Below are 18,739 nucleotides of genomic sequence, written 5' to 3'. Positions count from 1 at the left end.
CCCTCAGAGCTGCGCTCGACAAAAACGAGGGACGGCAAGCTACAAAGCTTGCGGAGAAGGGCATGGCTGGAAATCGACCTTGGATGGCCATTGCGGCCCAGGGTCAGGTTGAAACCGGGGGCAGAAGTGTCACCTCCTGCCCCCGGGGATGGATTCACGCAGCCTGCACGAGCTCGGTGTCGTCGGCGGCGCCATCGTCCTCATCGCTCATAATCGACAGGTTCTCTGCGACCTCGCCGGCTTCATCAGCCGCCGCCATCAACAGGCCACCCTCGATCTCGGCAGAGATCATGCCGTCATTTTCAGCCTCTGCCGGAGTGAAACGCATGCCATCGGGAAGCCACGCGAGCGCGCGCTTCAGATAATTATGCTCGACGACGACATTTCCGCTGAACAGCCGCTCGGCCGATGCGGCAAGGTCATGCTTTTTCGAGCCGGCGTAGCGGGCCCGCAGTTCCACCCCGCCGATCTCTTCGAACAAGGCAAGGATACCCGGCTTGGTGAGCTTGTCGAAAAAGGTCAGCGCCGTCGGCCGCCACCAGGCTGCGACGTCGATGCCAAGCTTGCGGCCAAGATGATTGAGGAAGCCGGTACCATTGCGACCGTCGGGAACGGCATGGAGCGTGCGCGCGATGGCCCAACCGAGCCAGGCCGCCCGCGCCTCATCGTCCAGCGCGCAAAAGGCATCATATCGCTCTTCGATGGCTCTATGCGCGGCCCAGCTCCGATCCAGCGCCTCATCCAGTCTGGCCCATTCAGCAGCGGCCGATGTTTCCGGCTTAAAATCGCCAAGAAGCCGAGGCGCAGTGGATGCCCGAAGCTCGCTCGGAACGTCATAGGCCGCATAGCGGCATTCCCGGTCCACCATGATGAACGTGCCCAGATCGAGCGCGAAGGCCGGGTCACTTGCCACATGGACGGCGAGCAGTTCGGTCTTCATCATGGCCAGCATGTCGCGCAAACGCTGACTGATGGCAGGCCGATCATCCTCGGCGGTGTCGGCATCCTGCTCCCCATCGACCGGTTCTTCATCGCCGTCTTCCTCGTTGCCGTCCTTGGCGCCATCACCTTCCTCCTCGGCAACCGGCGCAACATAGAGCTGGTGATGCACATGCGGCGTTCCGTCGGCGCCCAGCATGACATAGGCCAGCGCTGAGGCCTTCTGCTCGGGGGCAACCACCGGAACCCGCTCGACGATCGCGGCCAGTTCGTCCTGAAGCGCGGTGTAGCGCGTTTCATCGTCGGCCTCGGGCTCATAATCGGCGTCCTCGCAAAGCTGCTCGATCACGGCGATTTCCTGCTCGATCTCCTGCTTGCGGTTTTCCTCCTCATCCGTCAGCGGTTCAGCAACCCCAGTGAGCGGCTCGAGCGCATAGGTCTCCATATAGGGAATGCGCTGGCCGGTAACGATGCGAACCTCGCCGATCCCTTCGCGCTGCCGGATCAGTTCAGCCTCGGCGGCAAGCCGGGCCTCGGCCAGCTCATCAAGGATATGGGTATCGATCCAACGCTCGTCGGCGGCTGTCGAGAACAGATCCGCATCCTCGACGCGCCCGCCGGCGGCGATATAGGCATCGCGGCCGACCAGCAGCGCCTTGGGATCGCTCGCGCGGTAGCTGTATCCGTTGAGCGAGCGTCTGATTTCATTAACGTTGTCGCGCGAATAGCTGTTGCGCAGCAGTTCCCAGACCGCTGTCTGGCGGCCTGTATCGGCGGTCGTCGCATAGGCCTTGGCAATATCGAGGGTGATCTCGTCACCTTCGAGCGCGTCAAAGATCGGTTCGGCCAGATTGGCGAGGCGCAGGCGCCCAAGGACGAAGCGCTCTTCAATACCGAAACGTTTGGCGATCTCGGCCGGGGTGCGGCCCTCGACTTCGAGCAGATCACGAAAGGCCCGGCATTCCTCAGCCGGGTTCATCTGCAAGCGATCAAAATTTTCAGCAAGACTGATCTCGCGCCCGTCTTTGGCGTTGGACAGGATTTGAACGGGAACCTCGTAATCGGCTGGAAGCAGGGATTTTTCGATAAGGCGGTGAATGGCATCGAGCCGGCGCCCGCCCGCCGTGATCCGATATTGCCCCTTCTTGCGCGCGACTGGCACAGCCACCAGATTCTGCAAAAGACCGTGGCTGGCGATGCTGGCTTCCAGTTCCGCATCGGCGCGGGGATCGGTCCGCTTGCGCACATTGACCGGCGATTTGGCAAGATTGGCTGCCGGTAGGAAGATGATGGACTTAGACATACCATGAACTCCGGTGTGGCGACCCGGACATCGAACCGCCTGTCTGGCCCCTCCCCCTTCCCCCTTCGATCGCGACGTTTGCGCCGTGACGCCGGGCAGCCTGCTCGCTAAAAAGCCGCAGAATCAAAAAAGCAGGAGAATTTGAATGAACAATGCCGAACTCGCCGAAGCCGTCGCCGGGGCCAATGGGCTGACCAAGGCCGACGCGCGCAAGCTGGTCGATGCCGTGTTTGGGGTGATCGCCGATGCGGCTGCCAATGGCGACGAGATCGCGCTCAGCGGTTTTGGAAAGTTCAAGGTCAAGGAAACGCCGGAGCGTGAAGGCCGCAATCCCTCGACCGGCGAGACTATCACGATCAAGGCTTCGAAGAAGCTGGGCTTCACGCCCGCCAAGGCCGTCAAGGACCGCCTCAACGGCTAATGGCTTGCGCTGCCCTGCATGATCCAGTGCAGGGCAGCGCCCATCGCATTCATCAGGCCATCTGAGATCTGGCCAGCAAAACCTCCGCCCAATCGTTGTGCGGCGCCGGCGGCCATAAGCTCTCGATTTCCAGACCTGGGCGCTGGTAAGCACGGCGCGCCTGCCGGTCAGCCTCCAGGCCCGCTGCATCGTGGTCGAACAAGAGAATGAGGCGCTCGAGCCCTTGCGGCAGCAATAGATGGCCTGCCCGTTCGGTGCCAAGCGTCGCCCAAACCGTTATGCCATGGAGTTGCATGGCCGCAAGCGCGGTTTCTATGCCTTCCGCCAGCCCCAGCAACGAGGCTGCCGGCGCAAGCTGGACCGCGCCGCGACCGGGACGCCCCAGCATCATCCGAGAGGTAGCGAGATCCCTCGCTTTCGACGCTGTTCCAGGCTCGATAAAGGTGCGGTGGACCGCCGTGATCCGATTGCCCTCCCTTACAGCTGCGATCATGGCCGGACGAAAAACGACGGCACGGCCTCGGCCCAGCGGCGTGCGCGCGTTGTAACGCAGGTCATGCCAGGGTGGCCTGAGCAGGCGGTTGGACAGATAGGCCTCCGCCAGACTTCTGGTCAGAGGAAGGGAGGCGTCCCATAGGCGTTGGGCAAGGCCGGATGTCGCCTCGATCCGCGAGGCATTCATTGATGACGAAAAAAGGCAGCTGTCCGGCAAGGGCAAATGCATCCGTCGGATCGCACGCAGCACATTGACGGTGTCGCAACCGGCAAAGCACTTGAAGAGCAAGGCACGTTCGCCGACCCGGATCGAAAGGCTGGGGTTATGGTCGTCATGCGCGGGACACAGGCATAGCCCCTGCCCGTTTCGCCAAAGGCCGCCCAGTTCCTTGACCAATTGCGCGCCATGCGAGTCGAGCAGGAGAGACCTGTCGGACATTCTGCAGCCCTCAGTCCTCGTTGACGGCGGCATCGATCAAGGCCAGGGCTGCCGCAAGTTCGCGCTGGACATCGGCAAGGGCAATCCCGAGGCGATCTGCAATGGCATCATAGAGCAGTGCATCGCGTGCATGGGCGAGAAAAACCGCCTGCCTGATCGTCGAAAGAGCTTCGATGGCCCGGCCCAATTTATCGATCCTCAAGGCCAGATTCGCCTCGATGTCCTGCCAATCGACCCGCACCCAGCCCCTGACCCAGACCGCATTTTTTGCCTCTTCGACGATTCGTTCGTCAGCATCGATCCGAAAAGGCAATGTTTCAGCCACCTTGCCTCGCGCGACCGCGATGGCAGGATGCGGCTCGCCCTCGAAGCGGCCAAGAACGGTTTCAAGACGCGATTGCAGCTCTGACCATAGCTGCGCTTTGCTGTCCGACCGTTGGGGTTGATGGGTAGCCATGGCCGCGCCAATTTCGCGCAAGAGGGTGAGCAGTTCAGAGGTGGTCATGTTCAGGGACTCCGTCGCCATGCGAGTTACGGCGGCTCCTCCCCTCTCCCCTTCATTCTGCCGCAATGCGCTAAACCGCGCCGCCCAAAGCGTGCGGCATCGCGATCAGACAATTGCGCAAGAGTGTCAAATTGCTGTAATGCAGCACAAACAATTCATTGAATTTATGTCATGATCGCTCTGGGCCTGCCCCGCGAGGCCAGGTAAATGACTTCGCCAACAGCGCTCGTCGCCCTCAGCGGTCTGGTCTCCCGGCTTAGGAGGGCGCGATGCAAACTGACCGCATTCAGCTGTTCGTAGAAAGCAACAGGGAACGATTGCAGCAATTGACTTCGCGTCAGCAGGATTGCCTGCGCCTGGTTGCCAAGGGGTATCTCACCAAGGAAATTGCGGCCATGCTCGGTATCTCGGAGAGCCGGGTCTATAAGCATGTCCTGTCCGCCTGCCGCCATCTGGGCGTGCAAAACCGCGGCGAAGCCGGCCGGGTGTTTGCCGAATGGGAGGCACAAGCCACCCCTTCTGCAGGGGGGCAGTCAATGGGCGCCCATTTTCTGGAACTTCCCAAACCGGCCGATTCAGCATTCTCTGATCCCGTCTCGAATGACACGGACGACACCATCATCGTCGACGCCCCGCCGGCTCAGCAACAGGACATACATTCCGTTGCTGTTCTCAGGCCGGCAATGCTCGATCTGGTGCCGCTCCGTCTGAACGGGAGAAAAGCCAATGATCTGAGTGCGAGTAAAACCCTCATCGTCATCGCAGCCGTAACCGTCGGTATCATTGTTACGGTCGGTTCCGCTGTATCGCTGCTTTCCGGGCTGAGCAGCCTGCTTCGCCCATAGGCCAGCCCTTCCATTATCATCCAACACAATCCGTTCCTTCAGCGGGAACGGGGAGGAGAAACCATGCGTACTCAACGCCTAGCCATTGCCCAAACAGTAGCCCAGCGGCTCTTTGCCGCAGAGACGGCCCTTGATATCGCTCTCGCCCGTATTGCGGAACTCAATGCCGCCATCCCGCTTGCCCGGCTCGATGGAGGGATATCCGCCATTGTCGGACAGGAAGCTATCCTGAGCTCTGCATCTGCCATGATGCTCGTTGCTGAAACCCGCGAAAAGATCGTCGCGACCCATGCCAATCTCAAACAGGCGAGCGACGACATCGGCCTGCGCGAAGTCAGCTATGGCGATCTGGTCAAACCGGGCAAGGTGGAACCCCTTGATGTGGGACAGCATCTGCGGGTTGCCTGATGCCTGTCAGGGTTCCCTGACACCGATTTCCATAATGGTTCAGGTTCGATATGACGAGACATGTCGCATTCCTCATCCTGCTGATCGTCAGCAGTCTTTACGCGGCCATCCGGGGTGGCCGACCCGAGCAGATCGGGGCGGCTGCTCTGTTTGGCGGTGCATCGGCAAGTGTGATGGCGGCCGATCCGACCAGAGCACACTTTCGCCAGCTCGAGACCGGAATCCTGATAATCGACATGGTGCTGCTGGCCATTTTTCTATGGCTTGCCATTCGCAGCACGCGATTCTGGCCCATATGGGTGGCCGCCCTGCTGCAGGCCGAAGTGTTCATCCATGTCGGCCAGATCGTTGTTCCAGCGGCAGGATGGAAAGCCTACATGAATGCCCTGGCGGTATGGGGGTGGGTTACGCAGATCGTCCTGATCGTCGCGACCTGGCGCCATCGTCAGCGCCTCGCACAACAAGGCAGCGATGCATCCTGGAAGGGGTGCCCAGCATCCCGGCCTCCCATACAGCGAGGTTGATCCCCCTGCCCGCGACCGTTCCGATATCGACAAAAGCGGAGTGTCCTTATGACGGTGATGCCAAACTCGAACGACGTCCAGCCCGCCAGCCTTTGGTCGGCAAGCTCACGCGCACTGGTATGCCGGGCCTTCCTGCGGGTCGAGAAGGTCATCCTCGAAAGCCTGGGGCCGCTGCTTTCCGCGAGGCAATATGTTGCACTCCTCTTCGAGGTCTATCTCGCCGAAATCGAGGGGAAGACGCTCTATCAGGCCTGTCTGTCGACCGATGAAATCGTGTCGAAGCCGCATCGCCGCTCGGCCAGACTGGCTCAACTGGGAGCGCTCACTCGCGAGCCCAGTCTCGAGGATCATCGCCGAACGGATCTCCAACTCACATGGGGCAGCCGGTCCGCCCTCGACCGCGTGATCGACACGATTGTTGCCGCGAGCGCCGAAATTGCAATCGCCTTCCGTCAAGATCGGGGAGACGAGACCGACTTGCTACGAGGCATGCCATTATGGTACCATATGCCAATCAGTACTCGATCCGGGACGATGGGCATGAATATCGCACGAGGTAAAGTCATTGCCGGTGGGCGTATCGCGCTGCCCGCAGAAATGCGCCGGGCTCTCGGCTTGCAAAATGGCGATACGGTCCTTTTTGAATTGCAGGGTGATGAGGTACGCATCCGACCGGCCAGGTCCGCGCTCAAGCGGGTTCAGGAGCGGCTAAAGGCCTTTGCCCCGAAGGAAGGGTTGGTCTCGGAGGAACTGATCGCCCAGCGACGCGTTGAGGCAGCGCGTGACCGATAGTTCCCCCAATCCTACATTTGTCCTCGATGCCTCGGCGCTGCTTTGCCTGTTGTTCGACGAACCCGGAGCTGATCGGGTTGAAGCCCGCTTGACCCGGGCCTTGGTATCGGCTGTGAATTACCATGAAGTGCTGGCCAAGCTGACGGATCGCGGCATCGAAGCAGCCGAAGCCAAAGCTATGTTGGCAGAGCTCGATATCGACGTCATCGCGGTGGATCGTGATCAGGCCGATATTGGCGGGGAGATCCATCCACTGATCCGCGGTGTCGGCTTGGGTTTGGGGGAGCGCTCTTGCCTCGCTCTGGCGCGATCACGTCAGGCCGTGGCCGTCACGGCAGATCGGCTCTGGGGAGATCTCGGCATAGGGGTTTCTATCGAGGTGGTGCGGTGAACGGCGCAATCTCCCGAATTGCAGGAATTGAGAACGAATAGATGCGCAGTGACCTCAATCATCTTCCGGCCGTCAAACAGCGCGAACTCGACCGCGTGGTCGAGATCCTGTTTCAGGGCTTTCGTGAAGCAACGCAGGAGGCGATTGGGCGCCGCAAATCAGCCCGGATCCTGAAGGTCATCCTGTTCGGCTCCTATGCCCGGGGCGATTGGGTCGATGCGCCCTTTGACGCAAACCAATATACCTCCGACTACGATATCCTTGTGATCGTCAATCAGAAGGAGCTGACGGATCGCGCGGAATATTGGGAGGAAACCGAGCAGCGGTTGTTCGACGCCTATCAAGTCGAAAAGATCATTCGGACGCCGGTGAATTTTATCGTTCATTCGCTTCAGCAGGTGAATGATGGCCTGTCCCATGGGCGGCTTCTGTTCATGGAGATCGCAAAGGACGGGGTGATCCTCTACCAGTCCGATGATCGCTTGCTGGCGGAGCCCAAGCCAAAAACTCCAAAGCAAGCTTATGATACGGCGAAAGAATATTTCGAAGATGGATTTGCAGATGCGATGAGGTGGTATGAGCTGGCGGATATATCGCTTCAAAAGACATACCATAAGAATGCCGCATATCTGCTCAATCAATCGGCTGACTGCCTCTATCGCTGCGTTCTGCTGACACTCACGTTTTACGCCCCACGAAATCCAAACATTCTCTTTTTACGAGGCCTTGCGGAAGAAATCATGCCGCAACTCTATGATGCCTGGCCTCGTGGCACTCGCGCACAACGTGCAATGTACCAGAAGCTCAAGGACGCTTACCGCAAAGGCCAGCACTCCAAGCATTTCGACATTTCTCCGGAGGAATTGAACTGGCTCCGGGAGCGGATTCAAGTGCTGGGGCAGAAAGTTCAGGAGATCTGCATCGCCCATATCGCAAAGCTCAAACAGGCAGCTGAAGTTTAAGATTGTCAGACGACCCGCGCATCTGGATGGGGGCCGTTGGCTGTGTGTTTGTTTCCGGCAACGCCATACAGTCGGTGCTGCAGGTCTATGGGCAGCAAGGGCCGACAATTCGGTCAGCCTACGGATCAGCATGAGATTTGGAAGCTGATCGGCGCATACAATTCGCAATCTTTTGCCATTTTTCGGGGTTACTCTCGACGCCAGTCCACAGCCGGGCGACCATCGGGCTGCGAAGAGATCAGATGACAGCATGCCATTTTTCTGCTATGTCGCATCGTAACGACAAGTGAGGCTGTGCCGTGACCGTGTCCTTTCTTTCTTCCCGCGATTTCAATCGTGATCCCGCGCGCGCCAAGCGTGCGGCAAAACAAGGCCCAGTCTTTGTGACCGAGCGTAGTAAGCCTGCGCTCGTCGTGCTCAGCATCGAGGAATATGAGCGTCTTGCTGGTCAGAGCCGGTCGCTTGCCGATATGCTGATGCCGGCCGAGGATCTCGACTTCCCGATGGAATTTCCCAACGCGATGCCGGGCTTTAGACCGGCTGAATTCGACTGATGTTCCTGCTCGACACCAATGTGATTTCTGAAAGCCGTAAACTGCATTCGGGCAAGGCAGACGAGAATGTGGTCCGATGGCTTCGGGCGACCTCACCGGCACAGACCTTCCTTTCCGTATTCACGGTTTTTGAACTGGAACTGGGCGTTCGGCTGAAGGAGAGACAGGATGCCGCGCAGGGTCAGGCACTACGGCGTTGGCTCGAAACCATAGTTCTGCCGGGGTTTGCCGACAGGGTGCTCGAACCCGGAGTGGGTGTCGCTCGACGGTGCGCCGCGCTGCATGTGCCAGATCCCGCCAGTGAGCGTGATGCTTGGATCGCCGCAACTGCGCTGGAGCATGGGCTTACCGTCGTGACGCGCAATATCGCGGATTTTGAACGAACAGGCGTGGCGCTGCTCAATCCTTGGGAATGACGTTGAGAGCGGACCTTTGCGACTGACCGGAATCGGGGCGAGGTAGCGGTAATCTGCCCATCGTTCATGTGGATTCAACTGGACTGAAAAGGGCGTTGTCGCTGGACGTTTGGGATGTTCGATAAGCTTTGCGCAGGCAGCTTTCTGCCATTTATTCGGTTGTAAGGTTTGTACGAAAGCGGTTGATGGCGAATCTAACAGAACATGACTGGGCGCGCGATTCCGATCCGCTGTTCACCTTCCTCGGGCTGTACCTCTCGACCTTCCAGTGGATCGAGGGAGAACTCGATCTGATCATCCTCTACGCTGCGGGGTTCGAGAACTGGGGGGACACCCAGGACCGGCTGGCCCGGATGGACAACAACGCCAAGGTTAAGGCCGCGGCCGTGGCGGCGATCGACACCGGTGCGTTTCCGCTCGTCGGGAGCATCGAGGGTTGGGAGGCCCGCGTGGAGAGCGTCGCCGCACAGCTCCACGAGGAAAGGCGCCGGCGTAACCGCATTATGCACTCGCAGTTCCTGATGGAAGGCTTGGAGCACGGTCTCCCGGCGATACGCAGCGTGCGCACGCGAGGAGAACCGGACCGGCCGTTCGACCAGGAGGAGTTGAGCAGGCCGCGGATGGATGTGATCCTCCGCGAGGTCGCGGAACTGGCGTTCGCTACGGGGATGATAACGGGGCAGCTACGCAACGCGTTGCGCTGGGATCGGACGACCTAGCCCGCGGAGTCCAACACCCGGAACCATCTCCGCGCCCCAGAGCGTCTACGCGCCCTGCTTCTCCGAACGGGTGCTATCGGCGGGCATTTCCGGAACGTGCAAATCCGCAATGGCGTCGAGCACCCTGCGTATCGTCGCCGCGCCCTGCGGCGTCTGGTCCCAGATCCGACGCAGGGTGGCATTCGCCTTTGCCCAATCTGGATCCATCCGCGCGGATTCCGACATCTTGGGCACCTTGACCCCCAGAACGCGGCACACCTGCACCACATTGGCGCTGACGGTCTTGAAGTTCCCGGAGCAGATGCGCCCGACCTGACTCGGATGCACGGACGCGAGCCGCCCGATCTCGGCATTGCTGCGCCCGCTGGCCGAATACCTGTCCGCAATTCTCCTCTGGAGGGCACTTAACTGCTTGCTTGTCGGCTTCATGCAAATTAGCATGATTATATCGATGCAAATTTGCAAGGAGTGATCGATGGACGAGATCCGATTTTATCGGGCTAGCGAGAAGCCCTTCGGCGCCTTCAGCAACCTCTACCGCCGCGAAATAGAGTTCGAGGGCGAGCTCTACCCGACGAGCGAGCACGCCTATCAGGCCGGGAAGGCACGGAAGGCCGAGGTCAAGAAGTGGCTGATGGAGGCTCCGTCGCCCTCGCTCCTGGCGATGGCGGCCCATGGCCTATACTACTGGGACGTTGCCCCCGGCTGGTCCACGAGCAAGTTCGACCGCATGAGGGCGGTGCTGCGCGCCAAGTTCACCCAGCACGCGGACCTGCGCGACCTTCTCCTCTCGACCGGCGATGCGCGGCTCATCGAGACGGCCACGGTTGACAACGAGGTCAACCGCCTCTGGGGGGAGGTCAACGGCGTCGGGCGCAACATGCTGGGCGCGATGCTGATGGAACTCCGCGCGGAACTGCGCAACGAGGCTCCGGGATTCGACGCCTACATCGTGGCAGCCGCGTGATCCCCTGACAACGGCCTCGCACCGGCGCCGAGTATCCCGCGGACGTATTCGGCGCCGCGCTTCCTGAACAGCCCGCGCGCACCGGCGTAGGCGCAGTTCTCCGCCGCCAGCCGCTGCCCGGCCACGACGCCTCCAAGGAGCGCCCCCGCCGTGAGCCGCGCCGTACCGAAACCGTTCGCGAGCACCCAGTCGATCACTCCGACGCTGACCATGTCGCCTGAACCGCAGGTGTCCAGAACCTCCGGTGCGTCGATCGCGTCGCACCAGATCGTCTGCTCGCCATCCCGCACCTCAAGGCCATCGGCTCCGTGGGTGACGATCATGATGCAGTCGTAGAGACGGTCCGCGAGCAGTCCGCCTAGGCGATCCTCGGAGAACTTGAGGATCGTCGCGATCCGAAGCGCCTCGTCGAACAAATCGTCGTGCTCGATGTCCGAAGGTTCGAAGAACACCACCGCGCCGGCCGCTCCCGCCGTCCTCATGGCCACCAGTATGCTCTCCGACAGCCGGTCCGCATAGAAGACGGCACATTGGGCGAGCATCGATTGGGCCGACGAGACTTCTTCGACACCGATGGGCTCGTACCGCGGGAACTCCTCGCTCGTCTCCGGGCACACGAAGCTGAAGTCATGCTGGCCTAGGCCGGTGTCCAGCGTCTGCGCCAGGACCGGCGAGCGCAGATCGGCGCGACGCCTAATGAAGTCCGTGATGGCACCGGCCTCCATAAACTCATCGACGAGCCGCCCACCCTCATCGTCGTCCCCCAGCAGCAAGACGGGTGCGACCTGGCGATGGAGCATGGCGAGCGAAAGCAGGACGTTGCCGCAGGATCCCCCCAACGCCTCGCCTGCGAAGTCGCCATCGGCGTAGACCCGGTCGAGCACCGTGAAACCGGTTCCGGCGACGTCGATCCGATTCTCGTTTAAATATTTCTCGGCGCTCATGTTCACCTTGTGCACTCGTTTGGCGTCACCTGTCGAGACCCAGTGACGCGAGGTCGAGGCGAATCCCCCCGGCGTCCGATGCTACCAGACTCCTCAGGATTCGGAGAAGGGCTTCGGGGCCGACGGGATGGGCGCCGAACATGGACCAGCAACCGTCCGCCGCAGCGCAAACGTCCCCCACGCTGATGCCGAACGAATGGGACAGCAACGCGTGGTCGTTGCCCGGCCGGGAACCGCTATCCCCGAAGCACAGCACCTCGGCACCCGCCGGCATGCCGTCCCTGAGCTCCCGAACCACAGCGAGCTTTGACGACGACGCCGGCACGATGTCGTAGCTGTGGCCGGAGCCGGTCACGCGGACCCTGCCGTCGGCGAACGCCGGGCAGTCGCGCAGATCGGCGGCGAAGCGATACGGGTGCCGCAGGCAATCCATATCAACGGTGATCTGGATGGCGCGGTGCTTGAAGCGGTGATCCGCGAAAAGGTCGCCGCGTTCCTGCAGCCAGCCCGCCGTTGCCGCGATCGCCTCGTCGGCAGACGCCGGGTCGGCATCAATGTCCACGTCAGCCGCGCGCAAATGTCCGCCGTTGTAGTATCCGATGGGCACGGCGGTCAGCATCTCCGCCGGAAGGACCTTCCGCAGCTCCTCACCGGCGGAGCCGCCCCTGCCGGTCGCGAAGCCGATGCGCAGACCCAGACCATGCAGACGGACGAGCTCCTCCACTATCTGAGGGTCCGGAGGTCTGTAGCGGCCGTCCGTCGTCACGACGGTGCCGTCATAGTCCATGACCACGGCGCCGATCCTGGCGTCCGCCAGGGTCCTCAGGCGCGCATCGCCTACCATATGGAGTGGGTCGCCGCAGCCGTCCCAGCTGTCCGCCTTCGCCATGGCCGCCCGTTTGTGGCGGACATTCGCGGGCAACGTCTCAGCCAGTTCCGCTAGCGACCGGCCTTCATAGATCGGACGACCGAATTCACCGATCCCAGGCTTCCCGGGATCGATCCCGACGGCGTTGCCGATCGCCTCGACAAGCCCGAGGCAGTCGATGACCGCAATGACGTTCTCGAGCCGGCCGCAGGCGCCATAATCCATACCGATCCGCCTCAGTGACAGTGGGAGCAGTCCGTCGATGACCGACCATGCGCCAGCGCTGTCACCTCCGGTCAACGCCGCCAGCACCGTCTCATCGGCCCGATGGTGCAGCCAGCTGTGCCGACCATGCGCGAAATTCCGAAAGTCCGTACTCTGCACATGGCATAGGCACGCTTCCCAGATGGACGTGTCGAGGAGGACCGAGGCTGCGGCCAGCCGCGTATCGGAGACGACCAACACGGTGTCACCGCGCCGGACGCCCGAGAGGGCGGCCGAGCGTAAGTCCCTCACCTCGGCATCCCGTATTTCGACAAGACGCGCTGCCACGACGTCCAGCAGCGCCGATGCGCCGGTGGGTTCGCCCGAGACTAGGTCGCACGAGAGCAGCAGCCCCACCATCATGGCGAGGATGGAATGAGTGGCGAGGTAGCCGTCCTTGCGATCGGAGACCGGCACCAGATGGATAGTGCCTCCCAATCTCCTGATCAGATCGGCCGCGGCGCCGTCCGTGCCTCTCGTGACCAGGTGCATTGAGCTCGCCTTCCGGTCGAAGGCAGCGCGGCAGGCCGCGACCGCATCCGGATTGTCGCCGCCGGCGCTGAACAGCCAGACATCGCTTCCGGTGAGCGCGCGCTCGTCCAGGACCACACCCATGGGTGTCTGGACCGTCGTCGGCCCCAAGCCCAGCGTCTCCCTGCAGCGAGCGAGATATTCGGCGGCGATCGCGGAGCCGCCGGAACCGACCGCCACCGTATGCCGACTCGCGCCACCCGCGAGCGCGTTCGCCATCCCGCTCGCGTCAAACGACCTGAGCTCGTCGAGCGTGCCGGGAAGCGAGTCCAACTTCTCGCTGAAGACCGGAGTGATCATGACTCCGCGGCCGGCTCGTCGAAACTCGCGTAGAGCGGCCCCGAGAGGATCAGATGGACAGTCATGTCCGGAAGATCTCCCGGCGCCGGCCCGGAGTCCTCGAAGAGATAGCTCTCCGTCTCGAGGTAGTGGACCGCCATGTCGTGCTCGATTGCCGCCATCAGCGCTCCCGCGGCGAGAACCTTGCTGCCGACCGGTGAGAGGACCATTCGAGGTTCGTAGGTCCCCTTCATGGTGCGATCGAAGCGCGTCTTGAGCGTGGACAGGGTCCGATAGCAGTCGAGCGGGTTGCGTTCCGATGCGTAGACCACGTCCCTCGGGTCCACCGCCCATTCGTTCACGAGCTCGGTCTGGTACTCGGCGAGCAGATCGTCGGCGCGGCGCGGGTTGCGCGCGGGAAAGGGAATCAGCGGGCAGATCTTGTAGCGCCTCGGGATGTTCGCCCCGATCTGGGTGAGCGCGAACCCGCGCCCCTTGGCGAGCTGGGGTATCCAGACCTGCGCCAGTCCCTGCCCCTCGGCCTCGATGGCGGGCGAGAAACCCCTCACGGATCCCGGCCTGCTGGACGGCACGCTGGATATGCGGTCGTCCATCTCGGGGTTCGAGACGATCATGAGGTGGAACGCGCAATGGTTTGTCGCCTCGCAATCCTCGAGCAGCATGCGCGCCGCCGGGAAGCCAACGCCGATCGAGAGGGCACTCAGGTCGAGGATCACGTCGGTAACCGCGTCGGGCACGGGATGCTGACTCAGGCGTGCCGCGATGCGGGCCCCGCCCACCGGCGCTCCATCGTCGGCGAACACGTCGATCCTGACGAACTCGCTATCCGGCACGATCGCCTTCAGCGCCGCCTCGTTCTCGTCCGCTCTGGTGACGAGCGCATCGGAGGCCCCATGCCTCTCCTCGCGGATGTAAAAAGCAGAGAGGCGATCCCCGAGCGCAGTCGCAAGCATTCGGGATATGCGCTGGGACCGCGGATCGAAGCCGGCGGCCGCCACGAGCAGCACGCGACGATCAGGATCCGAGAAGTAGTCGGCGACGAAGCCGTCAACGTCCTCGTCGAAGTTGGTGATGCAGTTCTCCCAATGCCTACGCATCGATCAGGCCCGACGCCCGGCGGAGGTAATCCAGCTTCTGAGGCAGGAAGCCACCCCTGTTGAAGGTGAGCCCATACACGAGAGCGACCGTGCCGGTCACCTCGATGAGCGCCCATAGCTTGCTCCCCTGGCCGTAGTTGCGCTCAATCGTGATCGCGCCGTTGGCAATGGCATACTTGAGTACGCTTGCCAGATGGTCATCTTGCGAGAGGCTTTCCATCTCCTCCTCGGTGATGGCAACCGCGTTTGCACCCGCGCCGAGCGGCGCGTTCGGCAGGAGGGATTCCTCGCGGCAGTCACGACCGATCGCGTCGACGAGGTCACGGACGCGCTGGGCATGGGGAAACGACCAAGCGTCCATGATCGACTTCGCCTTCGTGATCAGGATCGACTGCTGTTCCCGCGCCGGGAGAGCGAGAGCATTGTTCCTGATCGCCCTCGTCTCTACATTCGCGACGAGATCGCCGGCGAACTGCAAAAAGATTTCAGCGTTCTCGTTGCTCGCGTCGCAGACGTCGTCGATCCCGTAGTGGAGGGGGCGGCCGAACTCGTGATGGAGATGGAGCCGGGCACCGTGGGCGACATCCGAGTCGGCCTTCAGGGGAGTCTTCGGCTCGGGATCCATGTCCTCGAAAAGGGATGGCGTCGACCGGGCGATGCGGACGGCGTAGCGATGAAGCAGGATCCGCTTCATCGCGAGCGCCACCTCGGGACCGTCGTCATAGGATTTCGTGCGCCGGATGTAGTCCTCGGCGATCGCGTCGATCTCCTTGCGGCGGCTGGGACCGATCTTCAGCTTGTTCTGGTCCTTCGCCACGCGGTCCTCCAGCTCCCTTAGCTGGCCCGGCGTCATCCTGGGCGGTTGGCCGGGGACGAGACGATCAATATCCGTGGCGTTGCGGTTCCGCAGGCCCTCGACCATCGGCAGGTAGCGCTTGGCCATGTCCCGCGCCATCGTTCGGAACTGCTTGCGCGAATTGTCCTTCTTCTCGTCGCCGTCGCCCTGCATACGGATGTCGCGGAAGTCTCGACCGGTCGCACGATTGTGGGTCGGCTGGCTGGCGGGCGAGCGCATGACCATTCCCGGGCTGAGGGCGTCGAGCCGCATCATCATCCAACGACCGAACTTCATCTCGCGGTGGGACAGCATGCCGAACATCGCCTCGAGCTGGTCATGATGCAGCGCGTGCACGTCGTCCAGCATGACAAGGGGGTTCATCTCGATAATCTCGCCCTGCCACTCGACGCGGATTCCGCTGATCGCGTCAAACGGAGCATACGGCGCCGTCGCGTCGCCCGGCAGGTCTTCCAGCTTTGGTTCGCGTAGGCCCGCCCCGACCGAATAGATCGCACGCTGGACCGCCAGCGCACGGTCCCTGATGCCGACCGCTGTGAGCCCGCCGATCTGCTCCAGATGCGCTTCGTAGTTGGCGCGCGGCACGAACTCGATTGCCTCGATGCTCCTCGTCCGGTTCGCCGTCAGGTTGCGGATGAGGCCGAGCATCGCGCGGGCCTGGACGAGCCAGAAGGCGAGCTTCGTCTTTACCAGCGGATCGTAGGAGAGCTCCCAGAAGTCGCGGTACTCCGACTCCATCGGCACCCGCACGGCGGCGACGCTGGGCTTGCCGTCTCGAAGGAATCCGGCTTGCGCGAGCGCGTCCGCGAGGGTCCGATTGGTGGGATTCGTCTCATCCCTCAGTATCGTCTCGACCATGTGGAACTCGGCCAGGGTCGCGAGCATCGTCTTGCCGCTGCCCGGAGCCCCGATGATGCGGACCGGGACCTCAAACATGTCTTCCTTGCTCTTGCTGGTCGCGAGGAACGTCGTGAGCGGAGCAGGACTAACGATCGAGAGGAACGAGGCGTCATCCCGGACATACTCAGTTGCGCGTCGGAGGAATGGGTTCGCCATCAGCCGTGCCTGTCGCGCCGGAAGAAGAGCGGATGCATCGGATTCCCAGCCTTGCCGTTGGTCTCTGCCCACAGGAGAGGCACGGCGTTGTTCGGAGTGTTGTGTTCGAGGACGAGCGGCAAGGCGCAGTCCGCGTAGCCATACTTCATGTCGCTCTGACCCGCCTCCCTGCAATGCTTCTCCAGCCGCTCGAACAATTCATGATCGTAATACCGGCTGCAAAGCTCGACGATCGGACCATCCGTCGGCCATATGGCCGTGGCACCCCTCGTCTCCTTGTCGATCGTGGCGACGCGGATATCGGACGGCAGGAGCATACCCTCGGTGATTTTCCAATTGCCGAAGCTCTTTCCGACAAGCCTCTGGTCTGCTTCCGTCACCCGCTCGACCAGCGCATCGTGCGCCTGCATCGTCGAGACGTAGTGGTGGATATGCAAGGTGTAGTGGTCCGACAGCGGGAAGGCCTCACCCGCGCCAACGAGCCTTTCCTTCGCGTGCTGCACGATGCTCTCGAACTTGTGCAGCTTGCCTTTGGGTTTGCCGTCCGGAAACCGGATGAAGGTCGTTCCCGACGCCGTGAAGTCATCGATGAGGTAGACGTCGTCGAAGCGGGCGTCATCGCCGAGTTCCTTCATCAGGTCCTCAGCGAGACTCTTCCACTTTTCATCGTCGACGTTCATCATCGGGATGACCTGCTCCTGCGACAGTCGGCCCGCGTTGGCCCGGCGCAGCACATCGATCCGGCTTCCGTCGCTCAGTCCCACGAAGAGGCAGCGGCGGAGGCGTCGACCGAAGGCCGCTGCCGTCTCCTTCGTCCGCCAGACCTCGTAGGGCTTGATCCCGAACTCCTCGGCAACCGAGACTCGCAGGTATGGGAAGACCACTTCGGGGATGAACGTCTCGATGACCCGCTGCATTTCGAGGCCGGAGATGTAGACAAGCCTCTCCTTGACGAACGAGTAGGCAGCCGCCCTGTCAGCTTCGTCGAACTGCCTGAGCCAGGAAACCAGGCTTTCCAGAAAGCGCACTCCGGCCCTAAAATCGGAATACCCGTCGTATTTCATCGAAGAGATGAGCCGGAGCCAGGCGTATTCTCGAGTGGCCTCCTCGTTCTCCCACTTCATGACGTCGGCGATGAGCTCGAGCGCGAGGACGTTCAACATGTGAGCGCCCCCCCCATGCGACATGACGCCATCAGGCTATTCGGACAAGTTTCTTCACGCACCGCAGCACTATACGACGGCGGACGGAAGCAGCCAATCGCTCCGACGCTTGGAAACACAAAAAATTTTGTCCGCTCCGGAGGTGTAACCATTTTCAATGTTCAGGCGAACCGGCACATATCTTCTCGATGGCGAGTCTGGGGCTTGCCCGACGTCATGACCGGTTTGGTCGAAGATCGCTGTATACGCGTCTAAGACCTGGCACTCGCGCAATTTGCGCGGCAGGGTCGTGAAGAAGACCTCCCGTCCGAACAGACAGGTGCGCGATGAGTGACGATGCCGACGATGATCCAGCGGACCGGTACGACAACGGCTTCGACGAGCCGGACTTCGATGAGCCGATCGCAGACCCCGCCATCAGGGCCGGATACCGTGAGGCGCTCGGCAGGTTCATCATGGCCCACAACGAAGTGGACTTCTGGATGACCGGAATTCTATCGAAGGCGGTCAGGATGCTCGCGCCGGACGGCAGCCTTGCAAACCTTGCGCTGGGCGACTTCGCGACGAGAGCCACGAATCTGCAGCTGCTGATGCACACCGCACCTCATCTCGCTCTGGGGAACGTGGGCGACGGACGGCTCCACGAACTGAACGGCACCCGGAACGTGCTGGCGCATAGCCACTTCGACCAAGACCCCTGGGACGGGACCTTCGAGATCGTGAAGGCCCGGCACCGGACCCTCACCGAGAAGCGCCTCAACAACCTGAACGCTGAAAGCATCAACAAGGGCGCCGAGGAGCTCGAGCGGATCGCGTCCCACATGTCCGCGGTGTTTAACTTCATCGACCACCCGGTGCCGTCGGAATACCTGACGCAATGGCCCATCATGCTCAAAAGCCGAGAACTGTGGGAGATGAGGATCGCGGAGGCAGCAAAGGAGAAAACATCGGGCGGGGCGGCTACGCCGGAACGATCGTGA

Annotated in this window: 21 protein-coding genes; 12 read left to right on the top strand and 9 right to left on the bottom strand. The window is 61.8% G+C overall.

What is annotated here, in order from left to right:
- Nucleotides 1-154: 154 nt before the first annotated feature.
- Nucleotides 155-2,242, bottom strand: coding sequence for a ParB/RepB/Spo0J family partition protein (locus FHW92_RS22545; RefSeq protein WP_168605537.1), 2,088 nt, complete (start codon nucleotides 2,240-2,242; stop codon nucleotides 155-157).
- Between the two features lie 145 nt (nucleotides 2,243-2,387).
- On the opposite strand from FHW92_RS22545, the gene FHW92_RS22540 reads away from it, so the two are divergent.
- The gene (locus FHW92_RS22540; protein WP_168605536.1) at nucleotides 2,388-2,663 is read left to right on the top strand and encodes an HU family DNA-binding protein; all 276 of its coding nucleotides are present in this window, start codon (nucleotides 2,388-2,390) and stop codon (nucleotides 2,661-2,663) included.
- Between the two features lie 52 nt (nucleotides 2,664-2,715).
- Here FHW92_RS22540 and FHW92_RS22535 read toward each other — a convergent pair whose 3' ends face one another.
- Both FHW92_RS22535 and FHW92_RS22530 read right to left on the bottom strand, forming a co-directional pair.
- A complete protein-coding gene (locus FHW92_RS22535) occupies nucleotides 2,716-3,597 on the bottom strand; it encodes a toprim domain-containing protein (RefSeq protein ID WP_168605535.1) in 882 nt (293 codons plus the stop codon).
- Between the two features lie 10 nt (nucleotides 3,598-3,607).
- Nucleotides 3,608-4,102 (bottom strand): sigma factor-like helix-turn-helix DNA-binding protein, encoded by a 495-nt coding sequence (locus FHW92_RS22530; protein ID WP_168605534.1) that lies wholly within the window; start codon nucleotides 4,100-4,102, stop codon nucleotides 3,608-3,610.
- 269 nt (nucleotides 4,103-4,371) lie between these two features.
- Between FHW92_RS22530 and FHW92_RS22525 the strand changes: the two genes are divergently transcribed.
- The 9 genes from FHW92_RS22525 (at nucleotide 4,372) to FHW92_RS22485 (ending at nucleotide 9,713) form a co-directional block, all read left to right on the top strand.
- Nucleotides 4,372-4,947 (top strand): helix-turn-helix transcriptional regulator, encoded by a 576-nt coding sequence (locus tag FHW92_RS22525; protein WP_168605533.1) that lies wholly within the window; start codon nucleotides 4,372-4,374, stop codon nucleotides 4,945-4,947.
- 63 nt (nucleotides 4,948-5,010) lie between these two features.
- On the top strand, nucleotides 5,011-5,355 hold the full coding sequence (locus FHW92_RS22520; RefSeq protein ID WP_168605532.1) for a hypothetical protein: 345 nt from the start codon (nucleotides 5,011-5,013) through the stop codon (nucleotides 5,353-5,355).
- 50 nt (nucleotides 5,356-5,405) lie between these two features.
- The gene (locus tag FHW92_RS22515; RefSeq protein ID WP_168605531.1) at nucleotides 5,406-5,879 is read left to right on the top strand and encodes a hypothetical protein; all 474 of its coding nucleotides are present in this window, start codon (nucleotides 5,406-5,408) and stop codon (nucleotides 5,877-5,879) included.
- 48 nt (nucleotides 5,880-5,927) lie between these two features.
- Complete coding sequence (locus FHW92_RS25590) at nucleotides 5,928-6,671, top strand: AbrB/MazE/SpoVT family DNA-binding domain-containing protein (RefSeq protein WP_210428655.1); 744 nt, start codon at nucleotides 5,928-5,930, stop codon at nucleotides 6,669-6,671.
- Entirely contained in the window at nucleotides 6,661-7,062 is a 402-nt protein-coding gene (locus FHW92_RS22505; protein ID WP_168605530.1) for a type II toxin-antitoxin system VapC family toxin, read from the top strand. Before FHW92_RS25590 ends, FHW92_RS22505 begins: the two co-directional genes overlap by 11 nt.
- A 41-nt stretch (nucleotides 7,063-7,103) precedes the next feature.
- The gene (locus FHW92_RS22500) at nucleotides 7,104-8,024 is read left to right on the top strand and encodes a nucleotidyltransferase domain-containing protein (protein ID WP_168605529.1); all 921 of its coding nucleotides are present in this window, start codon (nucleotides 7,104-7,106) and stop codon (nucleotides 8,022-8,024) included.
- A 299-nt stretch (nucleotides 8,025-8,323) separates the two neighbouring features.
- Nucleotides 8,324-8,578, top strand: a complete 255-nt coding sequence (locus FHW92_RS22495; RefSeq protein ID WP_168605528.1) for a type II toxin-antitoxin system prevent-host-death family antitoxin — start codon at nucleotides 8,324-8,326, stop codon at nucleotides 8,576-8,578.
- A complete protein-coding gene (locus FHW92_RS22490; RefSeq protein ID WP_168605527.1) occupies nucleotides 8,578-8,994 on the top strand; it encodes a type II toxin-antitoxin system VapC family toxin in 417 nt (138 codons plus the stop codon). Before FHW92_RS22495 ends, FHW92_RS22490 begins: the two co-directional genes overlap by 1 nt.
- A 185-nt stretch (nucleotides 8,995-9,179) precedes the next feature.
- Nucleotides 9,180-9,713 (top strand): hypothetical protein, encoded by a 534-nt coding sequence (locus FHW92_RS22485; RefSeq protein WP_168605526.1) that lies wholly within the window; start codon nucleotides 9,180-9,182, stop codon nucleotides 9,711-9,713.
- 45 nt (nucleotides 9,714-9,758) lie between these two features.
- Here the strand turns inward: FHW92_RS22485 and FHW92_RS22480 are convergent, their stop codons facing one another.
- Nucleotides 9,759-10,142 carry a hypothetical protein gene (locus FHW92_RS22480; protein WP_168605525.1) on the bottom strand — a complete coding sequence of 128 codons (384 nt, stop codon included), beginning with the start codon at nucleotides 10,140-10,142 and terminating at the stop codon, nucleotides 9,759-9,761.
- Between the two features lie 46 nt (nucleotides 10,143-10,188).
- On the opposite strand from FHW92_RS22480, the gene FHW92_RS22475 reads away from it, so the two are divergent.
- Nucleotides 10,189-10,680: an NADAR family protein gene (locus FHW92_RS22475; RefSeq protein WP_168605524.1), complete on the top strand. Its 492-nt coding sequence runs from the start codon at nucleotides 10,189-10,191 to the stop codon at nucleotides 10,678-10,680.
- Here FHW92_RS22475 and FHW92_RS22470 read toward each other — a convergent pair.
- Genes FHW92_RS22470 through FHW92_RS22450 form a run of 5 tightly spaced genes read right to left on the bottom strand, consistent with a single transcriptional unit; the run spans nucleotide 10,659 to nucleotide 17,759 of the window.
- Nucleotides 10,659-11,624 (bottom strand): PfkB family carbohydrate kinase, encoded by a 966-nt coding sequence (locus FHW92_RS22470; protein WP_168605523.1) that lies wholly within the window; start codon nucleotides 11,622-11,624, stop codon nucleotides 10,659-10,661. The two genes, FHW92_RS22475 and FHW92_RS22470, sit on opposite strands and share 22 nt — an antisense overlap.
- A 25-nt stretch (nucleotides 11,625-11,649) precedes the next feature.
- On the bottom strand, nucleotides 11,650-13,587 hold the full coding sequence (locus FHW92_RS22465) for a hypothetical protein (protein ID WP_168605522.1): 1,938 nt from the start codon (nucleotides 13,585-13,587) through the stop codon (nucleotides 11,650-11,652).
- A complete protein-coding gene (locus FHW92_RS22460; protein ID WP_168605521.1) occupies nucleotides 13,584-14,684 on the bottom strand; it encodes a hypothetical protein in 1,101 nt (366 codons plus the stop codon). The genes FHW92_RS22465 and FHW92_RS22460 overlap by 4 nt, the downstream gene beginning before the upstream one ends.
- Nucleotides 14,677-16,596: a hypothetical protein gene (locus FHW92_RS22455; RefSeq protein ID WP_168605520.1), complete on the bottom strand. Its 1,920-nt coding sequence runs from the start codon at nucleotides 16,594-16,596 to the stop codon at nucleotides 14,677-14,679. The genes FHW92_RS22460 and FHW92_RS22455 overlap by 8 nt, the downstream gene beginning before the upstream one ends.
- Complete coding sequence (locus FHW92_RS22450; RefSeq protein ID WP_246870365.1) at nucleotides 16,596-17,759, bottom strand: hypothetical protein; 1,164 nt, start codon at nucleotides 17,757-17,759, stop codon at nucleotides 16,596-16,598. Before FHW92_RS22450 ends, FHW92_RS22455 begins: the two co-directional genes overlap by 1 nt.
- A 326-nt stretch (nucleotides 17,760-18,085) precedes the next feature.
- Between FHW92_RS22450 and FHW92_RS22445 the strand changes: the two genes are divergently transcribed.
- Nucleotides 18,086-18,739, top strand: a complete 654-nt coding sequence (locus FHW92_RS22445; protein WP_168605518.1) for a hypothetical protein — start codon at nucleotides 18,086-18,088, stop codon at nucleotides 18,737-18,739.

The sequence above is a fragment of the Novosphingobium sp. SG707 genome (assembly GCF_012275515.1).
Classification (GTDB): Bacteria; Pseudomonadota; Alphaproteobacteria; order Sphingomonadales; family Sphingomonadaceae; genus Novosphingobium.
This window is presented reverse-complemented; position numbering and strand designations above follow the sequence as displayed.